Source organism: Enterobacter sp. CC120223-11, from assembly GCF_900215375.1.
Classification (GTDB): domain Bacteria; phylum Pseudomonadota; class Gammaproteobacteria; order Enterobacterales; family Enterobacteriaceae; genus Scandinavium.
The window spans coordinates 15,806-39,205 of record NZ_OBEF01000022.1 but is presented as its reverse complement, the minus strand read 5'-3'; the positions used below and the strand labels follow the sequence as shown (position 1 = coordinate 39,205).

At 57.7% G+C, this 23,400-nt stretch carries 15 protein-coding genes; 8 read left to right on the top strand and 7 right to left on the bottom strand.

Going from position 1 to position 23,400, the window contains the following annotated elements; translation table 11 throughout:
- Positions 1 to 62 precede the first annotated feature (62 nt).
- Entirely contained in the window at positions 63 to 11,552 is an 11,490-nt protein-coding gene (locus tag CRO87_RS20020; RefSeq protein WP_097164682.1) for a BapA/Bap/LapF family large adhesin, read from the bottom strand.
- Between the two features lie 761 nt (positions 11,553 to 12,313).
- Positions 12,314 to 12,796 carry an SsrA-binding protein SmpB gene (smpB, locus tag CRO87_RS20015; RefSeq protein ID WP_097164681.1) on the bottom strand — a complete coding sequence of 161 codons (483 nt, stop codon included), beginning with the start codon at positions 12,794 to 12,796 and terminating at the stop codon, positions 12,314 to 12,316.
- Between the two features lie 146 nt (positions 12,797 to 12,942).
- Between smpB and CRO87_RS20010 the strand changes: the two genes are divergently transcribed.
- Entirely contained in the window at positions 12,943 to 13,380 is a 438-nt protein-coding gene (locus CRO87_RS20010) for a type II toxin-antitoxin system RatA family toxin (RefSeq protein ID WP_097164722.1), read from the top strand.
- On the top strand, positions 13,370 to 13,657 hold the full coding sequence (locus CRO87_RS20005) for an RnfH family protein (protein WP_097164680.1): 288 nt from the start codon (positions 13,370 to 13,372) through the stop codon (positions 13,655 to 13,657). Before CRO87_RS20010 ends, CRO87_RS20005 begins: the two co-directional genes overlap by 11 nt.
- Before the next feature lie 39 nt (positions 13,658 to 13,696).
- On the opposite strand, the gene bamE is transcribed toward CRO87_RS20005, so the two are convergent.
- The 3 genes from bamE to nadK form a co-directional block, all read right to left on the bottom strand.
- Positions 13,697 to 14,035: an outer membrane protein assembly factor BamE gene (gene bamE / locus CRO87_RS20000; RefSeq protein ID WP_097164679.1), complete on the bottom strand. Its 339-nt coding sequence runs from the start codon at positions 14,033 to 14,035 to the stop codon at positions 13,697 to 13,699.
- Positions 14,036 to 14,184: 149 nt separating this feature from the next.
- Positions 14,185 to 15,846: a DNA repair protein RecN gene (recN, locus tag CRO87_RS19995; RefSeq protein ID WP_097164678.1), complete on the bottom strand. Its 1,662-nt coding sequence runs from the start codon at positions 15,844 to 15,846 to the stop codon at positions 14,185 to 14,187.
- Positions 15,847 to 15,931: 85 nt separating this feature from the next.
- Entirely contained in the window at positions 15,932 to 16,810 is an 879-nt protein-coding gene (nadK, locus tag CRO87_RS19990) for an NAD(+) kinase (RefSeq protein ID WP_097164677.1), read from the bottom strand.
- 122 nt (positions 16,811 to 16,932) lie between these two features.
- Between nadK and grpE the strand changes: the two genes are divergently transcribed.
- Positions 16,933 to 17,526 carry a nucleotide exchange factor GrpE gene (gene grpE, locus CRO87_RS19985; RefSeq protein ID WP_141398719.1) on the top strand — a complete coding sequence of 198 codons (594 nt, stop codon included), beginning with the start codon at positions 16,933 to 16,935 and terminating at the stop codon, positions 17,524 to 17,526.
- Positions 17,527 to 17,589: 63 nt separating this feature from the next.
- On the opposite strand, the gene CRO87_RS19980 is transcribed toward grpE, so the two are convergent.
- Complete coding sequence (locus CRO87_RS19980) at positions 17,590 to 18,876, bottom strand: HlyC/CorC family transporter (RefSeq protein ID WP_141398718.1); 1,287 nt, start codon at positions 18,874 to 18,876, stop codon at positions 17,590 to 17,592.
- A gap of 18 nt (positions 18,877 to 18,894) precedes the next feature.
- Complete coding sequence (locus tag CRO87_RS19975) at positions 18,895 to 19,686, bottom strand: inner membrane protein YpjD (RefSeq protein ID WP_097164675.1); 792 nt, start codon at positions 19,684 to 19,686, stop codon at positions 18,895 to 18,897.
- Positions 19,687 to 19,852: 166 nt separating this feature from the next.
- Between CRO87_RS19975 and ffh the strand changes: the two genes are divergently transcribed.
- The 5 genes from ffh to rplS all read left to right on the top strand — a co-directional run bounded on the left by ffh (position 19,853) and on the right by rplS (position 23,348).
- Positions 19,853 to 21,214, top strand: coding sequence for a signal recognition particle protein (gene ffh / locus CRO87_RS19970; RefSeq protein WP_097164674.1), 1,362 nt, complete (start codon positions 19,853 to 19,855; stop codon positions 21,212 to 21,214).
- Between the two features lie 115 nt (positions 21,215 to 21,329).
- The gene (rpsP, locus tag CRO87_RS19965) at positions 21,330 to 21,578 is read left to right on the top strand and encodes a 30S ribosomal protein S16 (protein ID WP_097164673.1); all 249 of its coding nucleotides are present in this window, start codon (positions 21,330 to 21,332) and stop codon (positions 21,576 to 21,578) included.
- Between the two features lie 18 nt (positions 21,579 to 21,596).
- Entirely contained in the window at positions 21,597 to 22,145 is a 549-nt protein-coding gene (gene rimM / locus CRO87_RS19960) for a ribosome maturation factor RimM (protein WP_097164672.1), read from the top strand.
- 44 nt (positions 22,146 to 22,189) lie between these two features.
- The gene (gene trmD, locus CRO87_RS19955; protein ID WP_097164671.1) at positions 22,190 to 22,957 is read left to right on the top strand and encodes a tRNA (guanosine(37)-N1)-methyltransferase TrmD; all 768 of its coding nucleotides are present in this window, start codon (positions 22,190 to 22,192) and stop codon (positions 22,955 to 22,957) included.
- 40 nt (positions 22,958 to 22,997) lie between these two features.
- Positions 22,998 to 23,348, top strand: coding sequence for a 50S ribosomal protein L19 (rplS, locus tag CRO87_RS19950; RefSeq protein ID WP_097164670.1), 351 nt, complete (start codon positions 22,998 to 23,000; stop codon positions 23,346 to 23,348).
- The last annotated feature ends 52 nt before the right edge of the window (positions 23,349 to 23,400 follow it).

The window sequence follows — 23,400 nt, the reverse complement described above, 5'->3', positions numbered from 1 at the left end:
TCAAAAATCACAACGTTTTTCTGCTTTGCCCCGGACACCGTAGCGCCCGGGGCTGTTATGGCCTAACCAGTAATAATGTGGTTCTGCTGCACCAGCTCCTCATAGGTGGTGTGGACGTTATTGAGGGTGATAAGAGTCGTTGGCGTGAAGGTGCCTCCGGTTCCATCGCGGTCAATGGAGATAACCGTATCGTTGCCGTTGGTGGCAACCTTCACAAAGTTTTGCAGCGTCGAGGCCTGGTGATCCCAGCCGGTCAGCAGCTCGCGCAGGTCGATCTTGTCCCCCTGAGCCAGGTTGAAGTTGGTCCAGTTATCGTTGTTGTTGCCCCCCGTCGCATCGTTTGCCAGCAGGTGATAAATCAGCGTGTCGCCGTAGGCCGACCCGGTGATCACATCGTGCTGGTTGGTACTTGCGATTTGCGGGTTCATGTTGATGGTCAGGGTGGCGGTGTCCGTGTGCCCGTTCTGATCGTTGAGCGTGTAGGTGAAGGTCTCCTTGCTGGTCATCGAGGCGACGGTGACGCCCGCTTTCAGCACGTAGTTGTACGAGCCGTCGAGGTTCATGGTCAGGGTGCCGTAATGCCCCTGAATGGTGGCGGTGCTGGTGCTGCTGGTCGGGTTGAGCGTCGCCGTGCTGCCGCCGTAGCCGTTCACCGTCAGGGTGGTGTGCACCGTGGAGAGCTGATCCAGCGCACCGGCGGCGTCCGTTCCGTCAAAGATATTGCCGTGAACGTTGGTGCTGTTGGTGTCGAAGGTATCCAGGTGGTACGTCGTCCCTGTGAGCGTCGGCGTGATGGTGATGGCTCCCAGGCCCAGCGCCCCGATGCTGCCGTTCACCGTCAGCGTGTAGGTGCCCGCCAGCAGCTCTTTGCCGGTTAAGGCGAAGTCGATGCCGGTGCCTAACAGCAGTGCACCGGTGAAGTTACCGCTGGCGATGGAGGTGCCGCCGAGCGTCAGTGACCAGGTGACGTTCAGGCCACCGAGCGCCAGCAGAGAGGCCACATCAAAGTGCAGCACCGCGCCTTTCAGCACGCTGTTCGGATCCACCACAAAGGTGCCGCTGCCGCTTTTCGAGGTACCGCTGAGCAGGGCGGCATTCCATGTGACTCCGCCAACGGTCGTGGACGGCAGGGCGACACTGTCCTGAACGGTGGCGACGGTCATCACCGCACTGGTGTCATCAATGGCATTCAGCGCCTGCGGCGTTGGCGTGATGTTCAGTGAAGCGCTGTCCGTGTCGCCGTTCGGTGCCCGGACGGTATAGACGAAGCTGTCCGGCGTGCTGATGCTGTCGGCCCCCACGCCACTTTTCAGGGTGTAGGTGTAGTTGCCCTTCGCATCAATGGTCAGCGTGCCGTACAGCCCGTTGACGGTGGTGGTGCCGGTGGCGGAAATCGCCACGCCGTTCACTTCAGTGATGGTTGCCGTCGCTGGCACCACGTCGTTGGTCAGCACGTTGCCAGTGGTGCTGGCGGTGAGGCTGTCCACGGCGTAGGTGTGGTCCTGCAAAATGTTCAGCGTGTAACCGGTCAGCGCGGTAATGCCGCTGGCGGTGTTGAGCAGGAACACGTAATCACCGCCCGGCAGGGTCAGCGTCAGCTGGCTGGAAGAGCCTCCCAGCAGCGGCGCGTTCAGCCAGCCTTTTTGCACTTTGTACTGCTCGTACTGCTGCGTCACGTTGTTGAAGCGGTAGATGTAGAGGTCAAAGGTCGAGGCCAGCGCCACGCCGCCGACGGAGGATTGCAGGGTCACCGTGCGGGTGCTGCCGTTCTCTACGTCAAAGCGGATCGGGTTGCTCATGTTCGCAAGCACGTCGAGGCTTAGCACGTTGCCCAGACCCACGCCAACCACAGTGAAGCCCGACTGCGACGACGCTCCGTTGTTGATGGAGGTGACGTCGGTGTCAAACACCAGCGTCGCGCTGTTGTCTGTCGCCACTACGCTGCTGACGGCTGGCTGTGGACCGAGATTGACCACCAGCTGCGCCGAGTCGCTCACGCCATTGTGGGTAATGGTGTAGGTGAAGCTCTCTTTGTGGCCGAGCACCGCCGCTGAGGTGTTAGTCAGCGTATAGGTGTAGCTGCCGTCCTGGTTGATATGCAGCGTGCCGTACAGCCCGACAACATCCGCGCCGCCTGCACCCACGGTCACCACCTGGCCGCTGGCGCTGGTCACCTGGGTTATTACCGTGCCGGTTGGCGCATTGTCCTGACCGCCGCCCGCATCCTGATCGGTGATGACGTTGCCGATGTGGGTGGTCGGGCCGCTGACCGTCCCGGCCGTGGTTTTCTGCACGTCCACTTCAAGGCTGGTGTAAGACCCGGTCGCCAGCAGGCTGCTGTTGTACGTCACCACCCGATACTGCCCGCCGCTGAGTCCGGTCAGGCTCAGCGACACGCCGCTGGCCCCGAGGGTCAGCAGATTGGCAAACGCCGGGTTCGACGAGTCGACAAAGGTCTGCCACGAGCCGCTGGCGGTGTCGTATTTCTGCACCAGGATCTCCTGGGTGGAGAGCAGCGACAGCACGATCCCGGTGGCGGCGGCGGCAATGGTGACATCACCCGACCCACCGTCGGCGATGGTGAACTGCACCTGGGCCGTGTCGTTGCCGAGCACCGACGCCACATTCCCCACCGCACCGACCAACAGCACGCCGTAATCCGTGAGGTGCTCGGTGCTGGTGGTGGCGGTGGAAGTCAGCGCCAGGCTGGTGACGTTGTCGTTCGCGGACAACGGCAGAGTAGGTGCGGTGACAGAACCTTGCCCGGAAGTGTTACCCGCGACGTCCGTGGCGGTGGCTGTCAACAGTCCTCCCTCAATCTGACGTACCGGCAGAGTCAGGGACCAGTTGCCGTCGCTGCCTGCGGTCGTCGTCAGCGTGCCCGCACCGCCCGGCAGGGTGATGGTGACTGTACTGTTGGCTTCGGCGACACCGGTCAGGGTGCTGCCATCCGCGCTGATGCTGATCGACGGGGCTGATGGTGCCGTGGTGTCGATGTTCACGCTGAATGAGGACGACGGGCTGCCCGTGCCGTTGGTGTTGGTGGCGGTCGCGGTAAAGGCGTGAGTGCCCTCGGTCATGTTGCCGGATGGCGTGAAGGTCCAGATGCCAGCGGCGTTAGCGGTGGTGGTGCCCAGTACCGCACCGTTGTTGTAAATCGTGACAGTGGCGTTGGCCTGCGCGGTCCCGCTCAGGGTTGGTGTGGCGTCGTTGGTGAGCTGGCCGTTGGTCAGATTGCCGGTGTACAGGCCCTGATTATCCAGCACGCTGGTGATGGCTGGCGCATCCGGCACGCGGGTGTCCGGGGCGGTAAAGCCGACGGAAACCCCGACGTTGCCCGCTCTGTCCTGAGCGAAGGCCAGCAGCGCCTGCCCGGTGGTTTGCGCCGGGGAAACGGTGACGGTAAAGGCGCCAGTGCCGTCCGCCGTGGCGGTACCGAGCACGGTGCCGGTACTGCTGGTGATGGTCACGGTGCTGTTTGCTTCCGCCGTACCGGTGACGCGGGTCCCGGTGCCGTTCACCGCAAGGCCGGTGATGATGCCAGGCGCAACCGTATCGACGATGATTGCCGCAGCCGTTGAGGTGGCGCTCAGGTTGCCAGCGGCATCCGTGGAGGTCACCGTAAAGCTGTGGTTCCCCTGCGTCAGGGCAACGGTTGGCGTCCATGTCCAGTTGCCTGCGCCGTTAGCGGTGACGGTGGCGACCAGAGTGCTGCCGTCGTAGATCCGCACGGTGCTGTTGGCTTCTGCCGTGCCGTTCAGGGCAGGCAGGCTGTCGTTGGTGAACTGGCCGTTGCCGACGGCGCCCACGATGCCTGGAATGTCATCCATGATTGAGGTGATAACCGGCGTCACCGGCAGCGTGGCATCCACGACTACGGTGAAGCCAGCTGTCGGGGCACTGACGTTGCCTGCGGCATCGGTCGAGGTGACGGTCAGCGTGTGGGATCCGTCCCCCAGAGCAGTTGATGGCGTAAAGCTCCAGGCCCCACCAACGGCGACAACGGTGGTGCCCAGCAAGGTTGATCCATCGTAGACGCTGACGGTGCTGCCCGCTTCAGCGGTGCCGGTGAGCGTTGGCAGATTGTCATTGGTCAACTGGCCGTTAGTCAGCACTCCGAGCGCTCCGCCAGCCACATCATCGGTGACGGAAATAAGCACCGGCGCATTCGGCGTGGCCGTATCGACGGTGATGGCAAACGGCAGGGACGAGCCGCTGATGTTGCCTGCGGCATCGACGGATTTTGCTGTCAGCGAGTGCGGGCCATCGGAGAGCGTTGAGGTGGTGACAATCCAGGTGCCCACGGCATCCGCAACCGCGGTGCCCACCAGAGTGGTGCCGTCATAAATGCGTATCGTTGCACCTACTTCCGCCGTACCGGTCAGCGTCGGGGTGTTGTCGTTGGTGCTGCCACCGACCACAATCGGCCCGATTCCAGGCGCGACGTCATCGCTGAGCGAGGTGATAACCGGTGCCAGCGGCGCCAGGGAGTCAACCACGAAACTGAAGCTGTTGGACGCTCCGCTCAGATTGCCAGCCGCATCCGTTGCCGTGGCGGTGATAACGTGATTCCCCTGAAGCAGATCGGCGGTTGGCGTGTAACTCCACGCCCCGCTGGCGTTGGCGGTGATCGTCGTCAGCAAAGTGCCATTGTCATAAATTTTGACGATGGCATTGGCTTCGCTGGTGCCGCTAATGGCCGGGCGCAGATCGTCGGTGACCGCGCCGTTGCCCAGGTTCCCCGTTATCGCGCCCTGATCGTCATAGACGGTAGAGATAACTGGCGCAGTCGGGGCGGCGGTATCGACGGTAAAGGTGCGAACGTCCGAAGCCGTGCCGGTATTGCCCGCCGCATCGGTGGCGGTGGCGGTAATGGTCCAGGTGGCTGGCGTCAGCGCGGTGGTCGGCGTGAAGCTCCAGACACCCAGAGCATTCGCCGTCGTGGTGCCGAGCACCGTCGAACCGTTGTAGATTGTGATGGTCGCGCCGCCTTCGGATGTGCCGCTGATGGTCGGGTGCGTTTCGTTAGTCACGCCTCCGTCAGCAACCACGCCGATGACCGGCGCAGTATTGTCGGCGACGGAAGTGATAACAGGGGCTGCGGGTGGCAGGGCGTCCACGTTAACGGTGAAGCCGCCGGAGATGCCGCTGGTGTTGCCCGCCGGATCCTTCTGGCCAATCGTGAGGACATGCGGGCCGTTAGCTAACGCCGAAGTGGTGACACTCCAGTTGCCTGCGCCATCCACCACGGCACTGCCGACCGCCGTGCCGTCGGAGTAGACGGTGACGGTGGCACCCACTTCACCGCGTCCGTTGAGCGTCGGTGTGGTGTCGTTGGTGAGCTGCCCATTGACCAGATTGCCGACGTTGCCCGGCTGATCGTCGACCACCGACGTCAGCGTTGGCACTAGCGGCGCAACGGTGTCGATAACGATCGGATAGCCGACTGAAGGCTGGCTGGTGTTGCCAGCTGGATCGGTGGCGGTCACGGTCAAAGTGTGGCTGCCGTTGGCAAGCGTGGTGCCGACAGGGAAATTAAAGGTCCAGCTGCCGGAACCCCCCACCGTTGTCGTGCCGAGCAGGGTTGTGCCGTCATAAACGCTGATGGTGCTGCCAATTTCCCCTGTGCCGGTCAGCAGCGGCTGAGTGTCGTTGGTAGACAGGCCTGGGTTGATAACCACGTTCGGGATCACGTTGTCGTTGGTGACTGCGGTGATGGTCGGGAGGCCCGGTGCGACGGCATCAATATTAAGGGTGTAAGAGCCAGAGAACCCGCTGGTGTTACCCGCAACATCCGTGGCGGTGACGGTGAAATCATGTGAAATGCTGGCGAGATCGCCCGACGGCGTGAAGCTCCAGATGCCGCTGCCGTCGGCTACGGTCGTCCCGATCTTAACGCCATTGTCGTACACGGTGATGGTGGCGTTCCCTTCAGCAAGCCCGTTAAGCGTGGGTCGCGTGTCGTTGGTCAACTGGCCGCTGCCGACGATCCCCGTGTTGCCCGGAACGTCGTCAATGGCGTTGAGAATGATCGGCAGCGACGGGGCGCTAAAATCGACGGTGATGGCCGTCGGGGCCGAGAGCCCGCCGGTGCCGGTGGCGTTGGTGGCGGACACCGTAAAGTTGTGCAGGCCTTCGCCCAACGCGCCGGTTATTGGGAAGCTCCAGTTGCCACCCCCGTCTGCGACCACCGTACCTGCCAGCAGACCGTCAACGAAGACATTGACCGTCACGCCCGCGTCGGCTTTGCCGCTCAGGGTTGGCGTGGTGTCATCGGTTCTGCCGCCTGCTGATACCGCCCCGGTTATCGTGCCTACATCGTCAAATATCAGGGTGATAGACGGTACGTCCGGCAGGCCAGAGTTGTTGGCTGTGAAATCTGTTTCAGGGCTTTCGTTGCCCGCACGGTCAACGGCGGTGGCCGTCAGATCCTGAGCCCCCGTCTGGGCCGGGGAAAGGATTGCCGTGTAGTTGCCCAGCGCATCTGCGGTGCCGCGACCAATTTCCACATCGCTGGCATTTTTGATGATAACGGTAGCAAAGGGCTCGGTGATGCCAGTGACCGTGGTTCCGTCCGGCCCGACCACGTCAACTGATGGTGCGGCTGGTGGCTGGGTATCGACGGTGATCGTAATCGGTGCTCCTGGCAGCGTCACATTGCCAAGCCCGTCTGCAGCGGTAAAAGTGAAGTTATGCGGCGTTTCCGACAGCGTCGGGGTGGTATATGACCAGACTCCCCCGCTGACGGTCGCGGTGCCAATCGGCGAGCCGTTGTCAAGGATGGTGATTGTGGTGCCGTTTTTCCCTGTGCCAGAGATATCCAGCGTCGTGTCGTTGGTGAACATTCCGCTGGTCAGATTGCCGGTCACGGGGGCGACGTTATCCGTAATGGCCGTGACGACCGGGATGGTCAGCACGCTGGAGTCTATGGTCAGCGTGAAGCTTGTGGAGCTGCCGCTGACGTTTCCGGCCTTGTCGGTGGCCGTGGCGGTGAAGGTGTAGGTCCCGTCGAGCAGCGTATTGGTCAGCGGCAACGTCCAGTTGCCGAGGCCATCGGCTACCGCGGTGCCCAGCACCGTGCCGCCGTAGCTGATGGTGACGGTGCTGTTGGCTTCCGCCGTGCCGTGCAGCTGTGGCGTATTGTCATCGGTGGTGCCGTTATTCAGGACGTTGGTTTGTATGCCGCCGACGTTATCTTCCGCGTAGCTGATAACCGGTGCGCCAGGCAGCGATGTATCAATGGTGATGGTCACCGTTGGCGAGTGCGGGCTGGTATTCCCGGCAGTGTCGGTTTCCGTGGTGGTGATAACGTAAGTTGTGCCATTGGTTAGCGGCGTGGATGGCGTATAGCTCCAGGTGCCGCCCTGGCCGACCGTTGCGATGCCGATGGGGGTCGCGCCATTATAAATCGTGATGGTACTGCCCACCTCGCCGGTTCCGCTGAAGGTTGGGGTGGTGTCGTTTGTGGCCCCGCCGTTTAGCACGTTGCCGACCACCGGCAGCTGATTGTCTGTGACCAGCGGTGCATCCGGGGTAAGCGGAGCCGCGATGTCGATAATCACCGAGAACCCGCTGGAGACAGGACCTGTGTTACCCGCCTGGTCGGTAGCCGTGGCGGTGATCACGTGCAGGCCAGGGATCAGCGGAACGATCGGGGTGTAGTTCCACTGCCCGCTAGCGTTGGTATTCACGGTCGCTAAGAAGACGCCGTTGTTGTAAAGCGTGACCGTTGAATTCGCCTCTGCGTTGCCGCTGAACATCGGGTCGATGTCGTTGGTGGTGCTGCCGTTTGCCAGGACGTCTGCCCCTGCGGTGGCAGAGATAATGGCCGGTGCGCCCGGCGCGGTGGCATCAACCTTCAGCGTGAAGTCCACGTTCGTGCTGACGTTCCCGGCGTTATCGGAGGCGTTGGCGCTCAGCAGATGACTGCCGTCGCCGAGCGGCACGGGCGGGGTAAATGTCCAATGACCACTGCCGTCCACCGTGGCGGTGCCTATCTCTTTGCCGTTGTCGTAGAAGGTGATGACCGAGCCAATATCTCCGCGGCCGCTCAGGTGCGGTAACGTCTCATTGGTTAGCTGACCCGGAGCGAGAGGCACGTTGCCTGCGGTAGTGACGTCATCAATGACCGGCAGGTTCGGCGGCGTGGTGTCGAGGGTGAATGTCCAGGCGCTAGAGGTGGCCGAGGTGTTGCCAAAATCATCGCTGGCGTTCACGGTCAGCGAATGGTCCAGCCCGGTGAGCGCGGGGTTGAAGGTGTAGCTCCAGGTCCCGGAAGCGCCGACGGTAATATCCGTGACGTGCGCGCCGTTATCGAACAGGTGCAAGATGGAGCCTGGCTGCGCGGTGCCGCTGACGGTTGGCGTGCTGTCGTTGGTTAATCCGCCTTTGGCGATAGCACCGAGCAGACCCGGCGCATCGTCATTGACCAGGGTGATCGCCGGGAGCTGAGGTGCCACGGTATCGACAACAATATTCCACGGCGCAGAGCTGCTGACGTTGCCTGCGGCGTCCGTGGAGGTGACGATAAACTGATGGGTGCCTTCCGACAGCGCGCTGGATGGGGTAAACGTCCACTGGCCCGTGCCGTTGATGGTGGCGGTTCCCAGCAGGTTGCCGTTTTCATACACCTTCACGGTGGAGCCAATTTCCGCCGTACCAGAGAGCGTCGGCAGGGCGTCGTTGGTGGTGTGTCCGTCAAGCACGGAACCGACGATCCCGATGACGTCGTCCACCACGTCCAGAATCAGTGGCTCATCCGGCGCGGTGATGTCCGGCGCAGTGGCAAAGCCCGGCAGGCTGGTATTGTTGGCAAGATCGGTCGCGGTGGCGGAAAGGATCCCGCCGTTATCCTGGGCCGGGGTCAGGGTGATGGTGAATAACCCGTCGGTTGCCCCGGCTTTTCCGGTGCCAATGATATTGCCGAGAGGATCTTTTACCGTAATGGTGCTGCCCGCTTCTGCGTGCCCGGTCAACACGGTGCCGGTGGCGTTAACCAGCAGATTGTCCGGCGCGTCTGGCGGGGTGATATCAGGGGCGACCACGCTGGCGGCAGGCCCGGTGTTGTGTGCGGCATCCGTGGCGGTAGCCAGCAGGCCCTGGCCGTTAAGCTGTGGACTGTTCAGGATGGCGACAAAGTTTCCTGCGCTGTTCGTTACGCCTGTACCCAGCACATTGCCGTTACCATCCTTGATGGTGACGGTGCTGAATGGCTCGGCCTGGCCGCTGACGCTCAGACCATCAGGTGCCACGGTGAGCCCGGTCGGCGCGCCCGGAGGGGTGGTGTCCGGGGCAATCACGTTGTCACTAACACCGACGTTGGCGGCTTTGTCAGTCACGCTCACGGTGAGCGTTTCACCGTTTTTCTGCGGCGTGCTGAGGGTGATGGAGAATTTCCCGTTCTGATCGGCGGTGCCGGTGCCAAGCTGTGTGCCGTGGCTGTCTTTTACAACCACAGTGCTGCCTGCTTCGGTGGTGCCGGTCAGCGTCTGACCCTGATTGACCACGGCCAGATCGTCGAGCACGGGTGGAGTGGTATCCACGTCAACGGTGAACGAGGCAGAAGGGGCGCTCTCTCCTGCGATGTTAGAGGCGGTGGCGGTGAATACATGATCGCCATCGAGAAGAGGGGGCACTGGCGTAAAGCTCCAGTCGCCATTACCGTCGGCAATCACCAGCGGCAGTAAAGGTGTGCCATTGTCGCTGATGGTAATCACCGCTCCCGGTTCCGCCGTCCCGGTAAGGGTTGGCGTGTTATCGTTGGTGTTGCCGCCGTTCGCGACAGTGCCCTGAACAGGGTCAACGTTGTCATTGATAGTGACAATCACCGGCTGGCTCGGGAAGCCGGAGTCGGAGGCATCGAAATCTGTAGGCTGCCCAACGTTGCCCGCCGCATCCTGAATACGGGCCTCCAGCTGTTCGCCGTGGGTTTTGGCCGGGTTCAGGGTGACGGTGAAATCGCCGTTGCTGCCGACGACAGTTGTGCCTAACAGGACATTGTTACTGTCATAAATGGATACCGTGCTTCCCGCTTCTGCCGTCCCGGTGACGGTTGCGCCGTTCGGCGAAACCGTGGAAATGTGCGCCGGGTCCGGTGGCGTCACGTCTACAGTAAAGGTCGGTACGGTTGTGATACCACTGACGTTGCCTGCTTTGTCCGTCTGGGTGATGGTAATAGTGTGCGAGGTTTCAGACAGAGGCTGGGATGGCGTAAAGCTCCAGTTGCCGCTGCTGTCCACCGTGGTGGTGCCAAGCAGCGTCTGACCGTCGTAGATCTTAACGATATCGCCCACTTCCCCTTTACCGGTGAAGGTCGGCTTCGCGTCGTCGGTGACAGATCCCGCGTGCAGTGAGCCTGTAATGGAACCCACGTCGTCTGTTACGGCGGTGAGCTGTGGTGCGTCCGGCGCCACGGTGTCCACCGTCAGGGTGAAGTGCGATGACTCAATGCTGTGGCCCTTGATGTTATAGGCAATCGCGGTGAACGAGTGAGTCCCTTCGGACAGCGCCGGGCTGATGTTAAAGCTCCAGGTGCCATTGGCGCCGACGACTGCGGTGCCAATCTGATGCCCATTCTCAAAAATATGGACCGTGCTGCCCGCGCTGCCGGTCCCTTTCAGCGTCGGCGTGTTGTCATTGGTCTGCTGATTGTTACCGAAGCTGGTGGGCACGGAACCGTGATCGTTCACGGCACTGAGGATGGCCGGGGTTTCCGGCAGGTCGACATTCGGTGCCGTTACGTCCGCGGAAGGGCCGGTGTTGCCCGCTTTGTCTGTGGCATTCACGCTCAGATGCTCACCGCTGAGCTGCGGTGTGTTGAGGGTGATACTGAAGCTGCCGTCGCTGCCTGCAGTGCCTTTGCCAATGACGTTACCATTGGCATCTTTCACCTCAACGGTGCTGCCCGGCTCGGCTTTACCGGTTAATGTTTTGCCGTCCTGTGAGACGGCAAGGTTTGTTGGGGCCGCAGGCGGCGTGGTATCGGTGTTCCCGTTGCCATTGGTTCCATTGCCATTTCCGTTATTGCCATTCCCGTTGCCGTTGTTCCCATTTCCATTGCCGTTGCCGTTGCCGTTGCCGTTGCCGTTTCCGTTATCACCGTCACCGGAACTCTTGTCTGAACCTCCGCCGCCGCCACCACCACCGCCAGCGGCAATGCCGATACCTGCGGCAACGGCGACACCGCCGAGAACCCATGGCCAGATAGCGCCCCCGTCAGAGTGGCCTTCCGCCACCATAAAGGCGTCGAGGTTATCGATTTGCTGGAAATGGAAATTACCGGCGGTGTCTTGGACCCACCACAGCGCGCCATTGCTGTCTTCAAGCACCAGCTGGTTAGCACCCTGTGGGTTTTCAACGTAAAAATTCCGGATAGTGACGGTTTCACCGGAGTGCAGCTGGATAACCATGTCCTGGCCGGAGCGGGTAATAGAGGCGATATCCGAGCGCTCAAGCTGAAGCTTCACAACGGACGGTGCAGTGAGGGTGACTTCAGAAGCGGTCACATTGCTGGTGACGCCAGTCAGTTCGGAAATGACGGAAACAGAACGCATGGTTATCACTCCATTCGAAGAAAGTGGTGTTACCGTTTCTGCGGGCAAGATTTCAACGCCGCACGATAAAACGTATTCCTGCAGTTAATGCCTTAAATGGGTTGACCCTTATCTTAAATTTTTTGCGAGCAAATCCGTTGCCAGTGAAAGCAGTCAATAAATAATGTGAGTAACAGATTGACGAATGAATTATTCTGAGACGAAAACCCCTGTTTTTTATCGGCTTAATTTTACTGCGTGCTGATCATGATATAGACAGGAACGAAAGAATGCGCAAATTAAGCAGAGGTTAACTGCTATTTAGTCAAAGTGAATGTTTAGTACCCACTGTGGGTAGTTATCGGACCTGTCTTGCGAGACTATCCAGGACGGCATTAACGCGGTTCTATTTTAATTGGTTGATATTTATTGGTTAAATTGAAGAGGGTGTAAACTGCTCTTGGTTGGTACAAAGTGAGAATGATTACCATCGCTAATGTTTCAACTGGATGGGGGCGTGATAAATATCTCGTTTTTATTTTAAATATTGCGTTTTTATGCGATCCCAGTCCCTTTACGGTTGCATATCGAATAATAAGGAAAAATAAACCCGTCAGATATTACATGATATATCACGATACATATTAAAGCGCGCCTGTGGCTGAATCGTTATTAGCAGTGAACCAGGGAGAGATTATTAAACGAAGAGGGGGAAGACATTTTTTCAGAATAAATTCCGACCTGCTGTGAATACAGGTCGGGAGAGTGATGGCCTGACGGCGTTAGCGTCCGGCGTTTTTCATGATGCGGGCTTTGTCGCGCGCCCACTCCTGATTTTTCAGGTCGGTGCGCTTGTCATGCATTTTCTTACCTTTCGCCACGCCAATCTTCACCTTGCACCAGGCGTTCTTCCAGTAGAGGGAGAGGGCCAGCACGGTGTAACCGTCGCGGTTGATTTGACCATACAGCGTATCCAGCTCGCGCTGATTCAGCAGCAGCTTGCGGGTACGGGTTGGATCGCAGACGTAGTGGCTTGAGGCAACGGCCAGCGGCGTAAAGTTTGCGCCGAAGAGGAAGGCTTCGCCATCGCGCAGGATGACGTAGCTGTCGCCAATGTTGGCTTTACCGGCGCGCAGGGATTTTACCTCCCAGCCTTGCAGGGCCAGACCCGCTTCATACTCATCTTCGATAAAATATTCGTGACGGGCGCGTTTATTCAGCGCGATAGTGGCTGATCCAGGTTTGTTCGCTTTTTTCTTAGTCATGGTGTCCTGAAGTCATTTTTTCTGTACGTGGCCTCAATCTTCCCGCGAGGCGTAATGGGCTATCTTAGCACGAGTTGTGGCGCAGCGTTTTTTTTAGCAGGGGATAAATGATATTATTTGCGCCAGAACAGTGAGTGGAAATTGCCATGCCTCAGATTAGTCGTACTGCACTTGTACCCTACAGTGCACAACAGATGTATCAGCTCGTGAACGATGTCAACGCCTACCCGGACTTCTTACCCGGTTGCACCGGTAGTCGCGTGCTGGAAGCGGGTCCATCGCAAATGACCGCGGCGGTAGACGTCTCCAAAGCGGGGATCAGCAAAACCTTCACAACCCGCAACACCCTGACCAGCAATCAGAGCATCCTGATGCATCTGGTGGATGGCCCGTTCAAGAAGCTGATCGGCGGCTGGAAGTTCATTCCACTGAGCCAGGACGCCTGCAAAATCGAGTTTCATCTCGACTTTGAGTTCACTAACAAGCTGATTGAGATGGCGTTCGGCCGAATCTTTAAAGAGCTGGCTTCAAACATGGTGCACGCGTTCACCCTGCGCGCCAAAGAGGTTTACAGTGTCGGCTGATATCTCCGTGGAAGTGGTTTACGCGCTGCCTGAAAAACAGTACCTGCAAAAAGTATCGCTGGCAGAAGGTGCCACCGTTGAACAGGCGATTGCGGCCAGCGGTATCATGAAGTTGCGCCCGGAGATTGATCTCTCCAGCAATAAGGTGGGCATCTGGAGTCGGGCGGTAAAACTGCATGATGAAGTGCATAATGGCGATCGGGTTGAGATTTATCGCCCGTTGATTGCTGACCCGAAAGCGCTGCGCCGCCAGCGCGCGGAGAAAGCCGAAAAATAAAAAAGCGCTCACTGAGCGCTTTTTTTTCGTCTGCCGGGCTTAGTTGGTCAGCGCCGGTTTGTTGTCGATGTTGGTCAGCACACCGCTGCTGTTAAAGGTCAGGGTCAGCGTCTGCTGAGTGACCTTCTCGTGACCTGGTTCCTGACGGAACACGTAGAACCAGGTGTTGGTGCCGAACGGATCGGACATCATCGGGGTGCCCAGAGCGTAAGCAACCTGCTGTTGTGTCATGCCGACACGAATTTTTGCGACGTCGTTTGGTGCCAGATAGTTACCCTGGTTGATATCAGGACGGTAAACCACTCGCTCCAGAGTGGAACAGCCTGCGGTCAACATCAGAAGAACCGCTGCGGCAGCAGTCAGCATTTTACAGCGCATAGTGATTTCATTCCTTTTCGGGCCCGAGCAGTTCACGGCTCAATTGTAATTTGTCGATGATAATAGACCTTTCATCACAATAAAACCTTGTCGTCCGGTCTGTTGGCGTTTTTTTGTTGTGAACTCAGACTCTGGGTTTGCGAAAAAGTTTACGCAGCCAGCAACTCTTTGGCATTCGCCAGCGTATTGCGGGTGACTTCGCTGCCGCCCAACAGACGTGCCAGCTCCTGCAGGCGCGCGCGTTTATCGAGCGGTTGCATATGTGTTTCGGTCATTTCGCCGTCGGTTTCCTTGCTGACGAAGAAATGATGATGTCCACATCCCGCCACCTGTGGCAGGTGAGTAACGCACATAACCTGAGTGGACTCACCCAACTGGCGCAGCAGCTTGCCGACGACGGCGGCCGTCGGGCCGCTGATACCGACATCCACCTCATCGAAAATCAGCGCCGGGGTTTCCATTTTCCGGGCGGTGATCACCTGAATGGAGAGCGCAATACGGGAGAGTTCGCCACCGGAAGCGACTTTCGCAATCGGCTGTAAAGGCTGGCCGGGGTTGGTGGTGACGCGGAACTCAATGCGATCGGCACCTTCTGCGGTCAGGTGTTTCTCCTCAAAGGCGACGTCGATAGTGAACTGCCCGTGAGGCATGGAGAGCGAATGCATACTTTCGGTAATCAACCCGGCAAGTTCCGCGGCGCTGGCAAGGCGCAGGGTGTGCAGGGCTTCGGCAGTTTCCAGCGCCTGCTGATGATGTTTTTTCACCGCAAGGCTCAGCGTTTCTTGTGAGTCGGCCTGATCGTCTAACTGCTGCTGTTCGTCGAGCAGTGCCTGATAAAAGACAGGAAGCTCTTCCGGCGTGACGCTGTGCTTACGCGCAAGGGTAATCTGGCGCGAGATGCGCTGTTCCAGCTCAAACAGGCGATTAGGATCGAGATCCAGCCTGTCGCAATAGTGACGCAGCTCGTCGCTGGCTTCGCTAAGCTGAATGGCGGCTTCTTCCAGCATCTCCAGGACGCCAGAGAGCTTGCTGTCCATGCTCACCAGTTCGGTGACCAACTGACGCGTGCTGTAGAGTTGGCTTTGCAGGTTGTCATTTTCGCCGTCTGCCAGCAGCGTCAGCGCGTGCTGGCTGGTGCTGATCAGCTGACCGCTGTTGGCGAGACGCTTGTACTCTTCATCTATCTGTTCAAATTCACCCGCCAGCGGCTGGAACTCATTGAGCTCTTTCAACTGATACTGGAGCAGTTCGGCACGTGCCGCACGCTCATGGCTTTGCTGCTGGTGCTGGGCCAGATCGCGGCAGCTCTGGTGCCACTGGCGGTAGTTATCGGCCATACGCTGAGTGAGTTCAGATTCGCCCGCATAGCCGTCGAGCAGCGCTTTTTGATGCTCAGGCTTTATCAGCTGCTGGTGCGCGTGCTGGCCGTGGATTTGGATCAGCAGCTGACCCAGTTCACGCAATTGAGAGAGAGGAACGGCGGTGCCATTGATAAAACCACGTGAGCGCCCGTCGCTGCTGATGACGCGGCGAAGTAAACACTCACGCCCGTCTTCCAGCTGATTGGCTTCCAGCCAGCGCAGGGCGGCAGGGGTATCTTTCAGGGCAAAACGGGCGCAGAGATCGGCACGGTCTGCGCCGCGCCGTACCATATCACCTTCTGCACGCCCGCCCAGGCACAGCCCGAGCGCATCAATTGCAATGGATTTCCCGGCCCCGGTTTCCCCGGTGATGGCGGTCATGCCGTGGTGAAAATCGATTTCGAGTTCACGTACGATTGCAAAGTTACTGATGGTCAGTTGTGCCAGCATTGTTGTCTTCCTGTATAAAAAACCATAACTGTGTTTTCATACAGTATAAACTGGTTTTTTATACAGTAAAGAGGCGAGGGCAAAATCAGAACAATTTTTTTGACCAGCCGAGCTTTGAACTCAAGGTGTTGAAATAGTTGTAGTCTTTCGGGTGAATCAGGTTGAGGTGATAGTCGCAGCGGCGGATCAGCACGTCTTCGCCTTCCTGAATTGGCAGCGCAATCTGGCTGTCGCAGCTGATTTCGAGGTCGGTTCGCGGATGGGCAAAGCGCAGGCGAATGGTGCTGCTGCTGTTGATGACCAGCGGGCGAGCGGAGAGCGTGTGCGGGAACATGGGCACCAGCGTAATCGCATCCAGAGAAGGGGTCAGAATGGGGCCGCCCGCGGAGAGAGAATAGGCAGTGGAACCCGTTGGGGTGGAGATAATCAGCCCATCGGAACGCTGGGAGAAGGCAAAAACTTCGTCGATATAAACTTCAAATTCAATCATGTGCGCCACTTTGCCAGGATGCAGCACGACTTCATTGATTGCCGTGCTGATGCGCTTCTGGCAATCCTTCTGGCACACCTGCGCCTCCAGCAAAAAGCGTTTCTCGGTGATGTAGTGGCCTTCGAGTACGTCGGCTAACTGCTGATGGGCGTTGTCCGGGTCGAGATCGGTCAGGAAGCCCAGGTTGCCGCGGTTGATGCCGATGACTTTTATATCGTAGCGGGCAAGCGTACGCGCGGCACCCAGCATATTGCCGTCGCCGCCAACCACCACGGCCAGGTCGGCCTGTTGCCCAATTTCCGCCAGCGTGCCGGTTGCCACGTTTTTTAATTTCAGCTCATGCGCAATCTGTTGTTCCACAATGACTTCATAGCCTTTGCCTGACAGCCAGCGGTACAGCATTTCATGTGTGGTGAGCGCGGTAGGGTGACGGGGATGGCCGACAATACCGATACACTTGAAATGATTGTTCATTTTCTGGAGGTCCTTGTGGCAAATGAATGATGACAATGTGCCTGCTTCCCTTGAATCCCGCAGCACGATCCCCATAATAAGCGAAGTCAGCGAGATGAATACGAAAAAACGCGGAGAAATTCATGAGTAGTAAAGAACAGAAAACGCCTGAGGGGCAAGCCCCGGAAGAAATTATCAAGGACCAGCACGATGAGGTAGAGGCCGTGGAGCCTGAAACTTCGGCTGAGCAGGTGGATCCGCGCGATGAAACCATTGCGAATCTGGAAGCTCAACTCGTCGAAGCGCAGACCCGTGAGCGCGACGGCGTGATGCGTGTGAAGGCCGAGATGGAAAACCTGCGTCGTCGTACCGAGCAGGACGTCGAGAAGGCACATAAATTCGCCCTTGAGAAGTTCGTCAACGATCTGCTGCCGGTCATCGACAGCCTGGATCGCGCGCTGGAAGTGGCGGATAAAGCCAATCCGGACATGGCGCCAATGGTCGAAGGGATTGAACTGACCCTGAAATCCATGCTCGACGTGGTACGTAAGTACGGTGTGGAAGTGGTCGGTGACACTAACGTGCCGATGGACCCGAACGTGCATCAGGCCATTGCGATGGTCGAATCTGAAGATGTTGCGGCGGGTAACGTGCTGATGGTGATGCAGAAGGGCTACACCCTGAACGGCCGTACCATTCGCGCGGCGATGGTTTCTGTCGCAAAAGCGAAAGCCTAATCAGGCATAAAAAAGCCGGGCGCTGGCGGAAGCCTTGCCCGGCTGCATTTCTCTGTTAAGCGTTTACTCCGCCACGCTCTCCCGCAGCGATTTCACCGGCACCACCTTCACCTGCTTAATCATGTTGTCCTGTACGTCGAGAATATCGATGTCGTACTGGCTGATGCGTACGCGTGTCCCGATAGCAGGGATCTCTTCCAGCGCTTCCAGAATCACCCCGTTCATGGTGCGGGCATCATCTTCCGGCAGACGCCAGTTGAAGGCTTTGTTCAGTTCGCGCACGTTAGCGGTGCCTTCGATAATCACCGAGCCGTCATTCTGTGGCGTGACTTCTTCCGCCAGCGATGGCGACATCGAGGTGGTAAAGTCGCCAACGATCTCTTCCAGAATATCTTCAACCGTTACCAGCCCCTGAATATCGCCGTACTCGTCCACCACCAGGCCCACTTTCTTTTTGTTACGCTGGAATTTGACTAGTTGGGTGCTGAGCGGCGTGCCTTCCGGGACGTAGTAGATTTCATCCGCCGCGCGCAGCATCACTTCTTTGGTGAACTCTTTTTTCTCAGTCATCAGGCGGTAGGCTTCACGCACACGCAGCATGCTGATGGTGTCATCCAGCGAGTCGCGGTAAAGCACGATGCGCCCGTGCGGAGAGTGAGTCAGCTGGCGGACGATGGATTTCCAGTCGTCGTTGATGTCGATGCCGACGATTTCGTTGCGCGGCACCATGATGTCGTTGACGCTGACTTTTTCCAGATCCAGCACCGACAGCAGCATGTCCTGATTGCGGCGGGAAATTTGCGAGCGCGATTCGTTCACGATGGTGCGCAGTTCGTCTTTGCTGAGCGCGCCGGTGATGGAGGTTTCCGTTTTGATGCCCATCATGCGCATCAAGATGCGGGTGATGGTGTTGAGCAGCCACACCAGCGGCATCATCAGAATTTGCAGCGGTGCCAGCAGGAAGCTGCTCGGATAAGCCACTTTTTCCGGGTACAGCGCGGCGATGGTTTTTGGCAGCACTTCGGCGAAGACCAGCACCACGAAGGTCAGAATACCGGTGGCAATCGCCACGCCCGCATCGCCGTAGAGGCGCATGCCAACAATGGTGCCGAGCGCCGAGGCGAGAATATTGACGAGGTTATTGCCGATCAGCACCAGGCTAATCAGGCGATCCGGCTTGCGCAGCAGCTTTTCGACGCGCTTTGCGGCGCTGTTGCCCTGTTTCGCCATGTGGCGCAGGCGGTAGCGGTTGAGCGTCATCATCCCGGTTTCTGAGCCGGAGAAGTAGGCGGAGATAATCACCATGACGACAAGCGTGATGATAAGCGTCGTGGTTGAGATATGTTCCAACGGAAATTCCTTTAAGTCTTAGCTGGCAAACTGCTGGAGGACGCGGCTGCCAAAATAGGCCAGCGTCAGAAGTCCTGCGCCCGCCACGTTAAACCAGACCACGCGGCGTCCGCGCCAGCCTTCATGATAGTGACCCCACAACAACACGATATAGACAAACCACGCAATAATAGAAAGGACGGCTTTATCGATATTTTCGACGCTGAACAGGTTGTGCAGATAGAACAGGCCGGTGCAGAGGGTCAGGGTCAGGAGGACGACGCCCACCTGGGTGATGTGAAACATTTTCCGCTCAATGCTCATCAGCGGCGGCATTTCGTTGCTGAAAGCGAGTTTCTTGTTCTTGAGCTGATAGTCAATCCACGCCAGCTGCAGGGCGTAAAGCGCCGCGATAATCAGCGTTGCGTAAGCAAACAGCGACAGACCAATGTGCACCATCATGCCCGGCGTCGTTTCCAGGTGAGTGATGAACTCGTTGGGCATAAAAGTGGCGAAGGCCAGGTTAATTAAAGCGAAGGCATACACAATCGGCAGCAGCAGCCAGCCCCGGTTGCGCGAAGCCACAATCGTCATCACCGTACAGATCATCAGGCTGACCAGCGAACCGACGTTCAGCAGGCTCAGATTTTGGCCTGCATCTCCGCCGGGCAGAATGCGGGATTCCAGCGCAAAAGCATGGCAAATCAAGGCGATAACTGCTGACAACATCGCCATGCGCCGCCAGCCGCTGTTTTTTTGCAGCAGGCCAGGAATGATCAGCGCGAGGCTGATGGAGTAGGCAACAAGCGCGAGCAGGGCAAAAACAGGCATAGATGATGTCGACATTGGCGTGTGATGAAAGAGGAGCAGTATAGCGTTACGTGACTCAGGCTCCAACCGTTGCATCACAACTCGGGCGCTGTCGTGTTATACTGCGGCAAAATTCTGTGTGTGAGTCGCTGTGGCGACCAGACGTTTCCACCCCAGGCGAGAGACAATGTTTGATAATTTAACCGATCGTTTGTCGCAGACGCTGCGAAACATCAGCGGACGCGGACGCCTTACTGAAGACAACATCAAAGATACCTTGCGCGAAGTGCGCATGGCGTTGCTCGAAGCCGACGTGGCGCTGCCTGTCGTGCGCGAGTTCATAAATCGCGTCAAAGAGAGCGCGGTTGGCCAGGATGTAAACAAAAGCCTGACCCCGGGTCAGGAGTTCGTCAAAATCGTGCGTAACGAGCTGGTTTCGGCGATGGGCGAAGAGAACCAGGTGCTCAACCTGGCCGCTCAGCCGCCTGCGGTCGTGCTGATGGCGGGCCTGCAGGGTGCCGGTAAAACCACAAGCGTGGGTAAACTCGGTAAGTTCCTGCGTGAGAAGCATAAGAAGAAAGTGCTGGTGGTTTCTGCCGACGTTTATCGCCCGGCGGCGATTAAACAGCTGGAAACCCTGGCGCAGCAGGTTGGCGTCGATTTCTTCCCGTCCGACGTGGCGCAGAAACCTGTCGATATCGTTAACGCCGCGCTGAAAGAAGCGAAGCTGAAATTCTACGACGTGCTGCTGGTGGATACCGCCGGTCGTCTGCACGTTGACGAAGCGATGATGGACGAAATCAAACAGGTTCACGCCGCGATCAATCCGGTAGAAACCCTGTTTGTGGTCGATGCCATGACCGGTCAGGATGCCGCGAACACGGCGAAGGCGTTTAATGAAGCGCTGCCGCTGACCGGCGTGGTGCTGACCAAAGTGGACGGCGACGCCCGCGGCGGTGCGGCGCTATCAATTCGTCACATTACCGGTAAGCCAATCAAGTTCCTCGGCGTCGGTGAGAAAACCGAAGCGCTGGAGCCTTTCCACCCGGATCGTATTGCCTCCCGTATCCTCGGCATGGGCGACGTGCTGTCGCTTATTGAAGATATAGAAAGCAAGGTAGACCGCGCGCAGGCGGAAAAGCTCGCCAATAAACTGAAGAAGGGTGACGGTTTTGACCTGACCGACTTCCTCGAGCAGCTGCGTCAGATGAAAAACATGGGCGGTATGGCAAGCCTGATGGGCAAGCTGCCGGGCATGGGCCAGATCCCGGACAACGTAAAAGCGCAGATGGATGACAAAGTGCTGGTGCGAATGGAAGCGATCATTAACTCGATGACCTTCAAAGAGCGCGCGAACCCGGACATCATCAAAGGCTCCCGTAAGCGTCGTATCGCCGCAGGCTGCGGGATGCAGGTGCAGGACGTGAATCGTCTTCTGAAACAGTTCGACGACATGCAGCGCATGATGAAGAAAATGAAGAAGGGCGGGATGGCGAAGATGATGCGCGGCATGAAGGGCATGATGCCACCGGGCTTCCCTGGGCGCTAAATCGCTTTAGAGATTGCTTTTTGCGCCGAAATGAGTAAAATTTTCGGGCTTTTAATATAACACCGGGCTCCGTCCCTCGATGGGGCCCGGTGTTTTATTCACACAAGAGGATGTTATGGTAACTATTCGTTTAGCACGTCACGGCGCAAAAAAGCGTCCGTTCTACCAGGTTGTCGTTACTGATAGCCGTAATGCACGCAACGGTCGCTTCATCGAGAACGTTGGCTTCTTCAACCCACTGGCTTCCGGCGCAGAAGAAGAAACTCGCCTGAAACTGGAGCGTATCGCTCACTGGGTTGGCCAGGGCGCTACCGTTTCCGATCGCGTTGCAGCGCTGATCAAAGCCGCTAACAAAGCAGCTTAATCTGTCACGGTGGTCATGATGAGCAAGCAACTCGCCGCAAAAGCGCCTGCTGAACCGATTGTGGTCGGTAAAATGGGCTCTTGCTACGGTATTCGTGGTTGGCTCAGAGTGTTTTCCTCCACCGAAGACGCCGAAAGCATTTTTGACTATCAGCCCTGGTTTATCCAGAAGGCGGGTCAGTGGCAAGAAGTCGAGCTGGAAAGCTGGCGTCACCACAATCAGGATCTGGTCATCAAGCTGAAAGGCGTTGACGATCGGGATGCGGCAAATCTGCTGACCAATTGCGAAATTGTCGTGGATTCCTCGCAGCTGCCTGCGCTTGACGACGGTACCTACTACTGGAAAGACCTGATGGGCTGCCAGGTAGTGACCACTGAAGGCTACGAGCTCGGTAAAGTCATTGATATGATGGAAACCGGGTCGAATGACGTTCTCGTCATTAAGGCAAACCTGAAAGATGCATTTGGCATCAAGGAGCGGTTGGTTCCGTTCCTCGATGGACAGGTTATCAAGAAAGTCGATCTCACTACTCAAACCATTGAAGTAGATTGGGATCCTGGTTTTTAAAACCTCCGGATTACCGGTAAAAGACGACGTGATGGAGATGGGCTGTGTTTATTGGTGTAGTTAGCCTTTTTCCAGAGATGTTTCGCGCGATTACCGACTACGGGGTAACTGGCCGGGCAGTAAAAAATGGCCTGCTGAGCATTCAGAGCTGGAGTCCTCGTGATTTCGCTCATGACCGGCACCGTACCGTGGACGATCGTCCTTACGGCGGCGGACCGGGAATGCTAATGATGGTGCAGCCCTTGCGGGATGCCATTCATGCAGCAAAAGCCGCGGCAGGTGAAGGCGCGAAGGTGATTTATCTTTCACCTCAGGGACGCAAGCTTGATCAAGCGGGCGTCAGCGAACTGGCAACCAGTGAGAAGTTGATTCTGGTGTGCGGTCGCTACGAAGGTATCGATGAGCGTGTGATTCAGACCGAGATTGACGAAGAATGGTCTATCGGCGATTACGTTCTCAGCGGTGGTGAGTTACCGGCAATGACGCTGATTGACTCCGTCTCCCGGTTTATACCGGGTGTTCTGGGCCACGAAGCATCAGCAACGGAAGATTCTTTTGCTGACGGATTGCTGGACTGTCCACACTATACCCGCCCTGAAGTGTTGGAAGGGATGGATGTCCCGGCAGTGTTACTGTCAGGCAACCATGCCGAGATACGTCGCTGGCGTCTGAAGCAGTCGCTGGGCCGGACCTGGCTGAGAAGACCTGAACTTCTGGAAAACCTGGCTCTGACTGAAGAGCAAGCAAGGTTGCTGGCCGCGTTCCAACAGGAACACGCGCAACAGCAGCATAAACATGATGGTGAGGCGTGAGCCCCCAAATATCAGTTTACCCAGGATAAGAGATTAAATTATGAGCAACATTATTAAGCAAATTGAACAAGAGCAGATGAAGCAGGACGTACCTTCCTTCCGTCCGGGTGATACCGTGGAAGTGAAAGTATGGGTTGTTGAAGGTTCCAAAAAACGTCTGCAGGCATTTGAGGGCGTGGTTATCGCTATTCGTAACCGCGGTCTGCACTCTGCATTCACTGTTCGCAAAATTTCCAACGGCGAAGGCGTTGAGCGTGTCTTCCAGACTCACTCTCCAGTTGTTGACAGCATTGCTGTTAAACGCCGTGGTGCCGTTCGTAAAGCTAAACTGTACTACCTGCGTGAGCGTACTGGTAAGTCTGCTCGTATCAAAGAGCGTCTTGGCGCTTAAGCGACATCCGTGTTAAAAAGGGCTGGCCGCAAGGCTGGCCCTTTTTTATTGC

Bases quoted from the DNA above. Each gene is read 5' to 3' on its own strand.
- CRO87_RS20020 (WP_097164682.1), bottom strand. From the start codon at position 11,552: ATGCGTTCTGTTTCCGTCATTTCCGAACTGACTGGCGTCACCAGCAAT.
- smpB (WP_097164681.1), bottom strand. From the start codon at position 12,796: ATGACTAAGAAAAAAGCGAACAAACCTGGATCAGCCACTATCGCGCTG.
- CRO87_RS20010 (WP_097164722.1), top strand. From the start codon at position 12,943: ATGCCTCAGATTAGTCGTACTGCACTTGTACCCTACAGTGCACAACAG.
- bamE (WP_097164679.1), bottom strand. From the start codon at position 14,035: ATGCGCTGTAAAATGCTGACTGCTGCCGCAGCGGTTCTTCTGATGTTG.
- recN (WP_097164678.1), bottom strand. From the start codon at position 15,846: ATGCTGGCACAACTGACCATCAGTAACTTTGCAATCGTACGTGAACTC.
- nadK (WP_097164677.1), bottom strand. From the start codon at position 16,810: ATGAACAATCATTTCAAGTGTATCGGTATTGTCGGCCATCCCCGTCAC.
- grpE (WP_141398719.1), top strand. From the start codon at position 16,933: ATGAGTAGTAAAGAACAGAAAACGCCTGAGGGGCAAGCCCCGGAAGAA.
- CRO87_RS19975 (WP_097164675.1), bottom strand. From the start codon at position 19,686: ATGCCTGTTTTTGCCCTGCTCGCGCTTGTTGCCTACTCCATCAGCCTC.
- ffh (WP_097164674.1), top strand. From the start codon at position 19,853: ATGTTTGATAATTTAACCGATCGTTTGTCGCAGACGCTGCGAAACATC.
- rpsP (WP_097164673.1), top strand. From the start codon at position 21,330: ATGGTAACTATTCGTTTAGCACGTCACGGCGCAAAAAAGCGTCCGTTC.
- rimM (WP_097164672.1), top strand. From the start codon at position 21,597: ATGAGCAAGCAACTCGCCGCAAAAGCGCCTGCTGAACCGATTGTGGTC.
- rplS (WP_097164670.1), top strand. From the start codon at position 22,998: ATGAGCAACATTATTAAGCAAATTGAACAAGAGCAGATGAAGCAGGAC.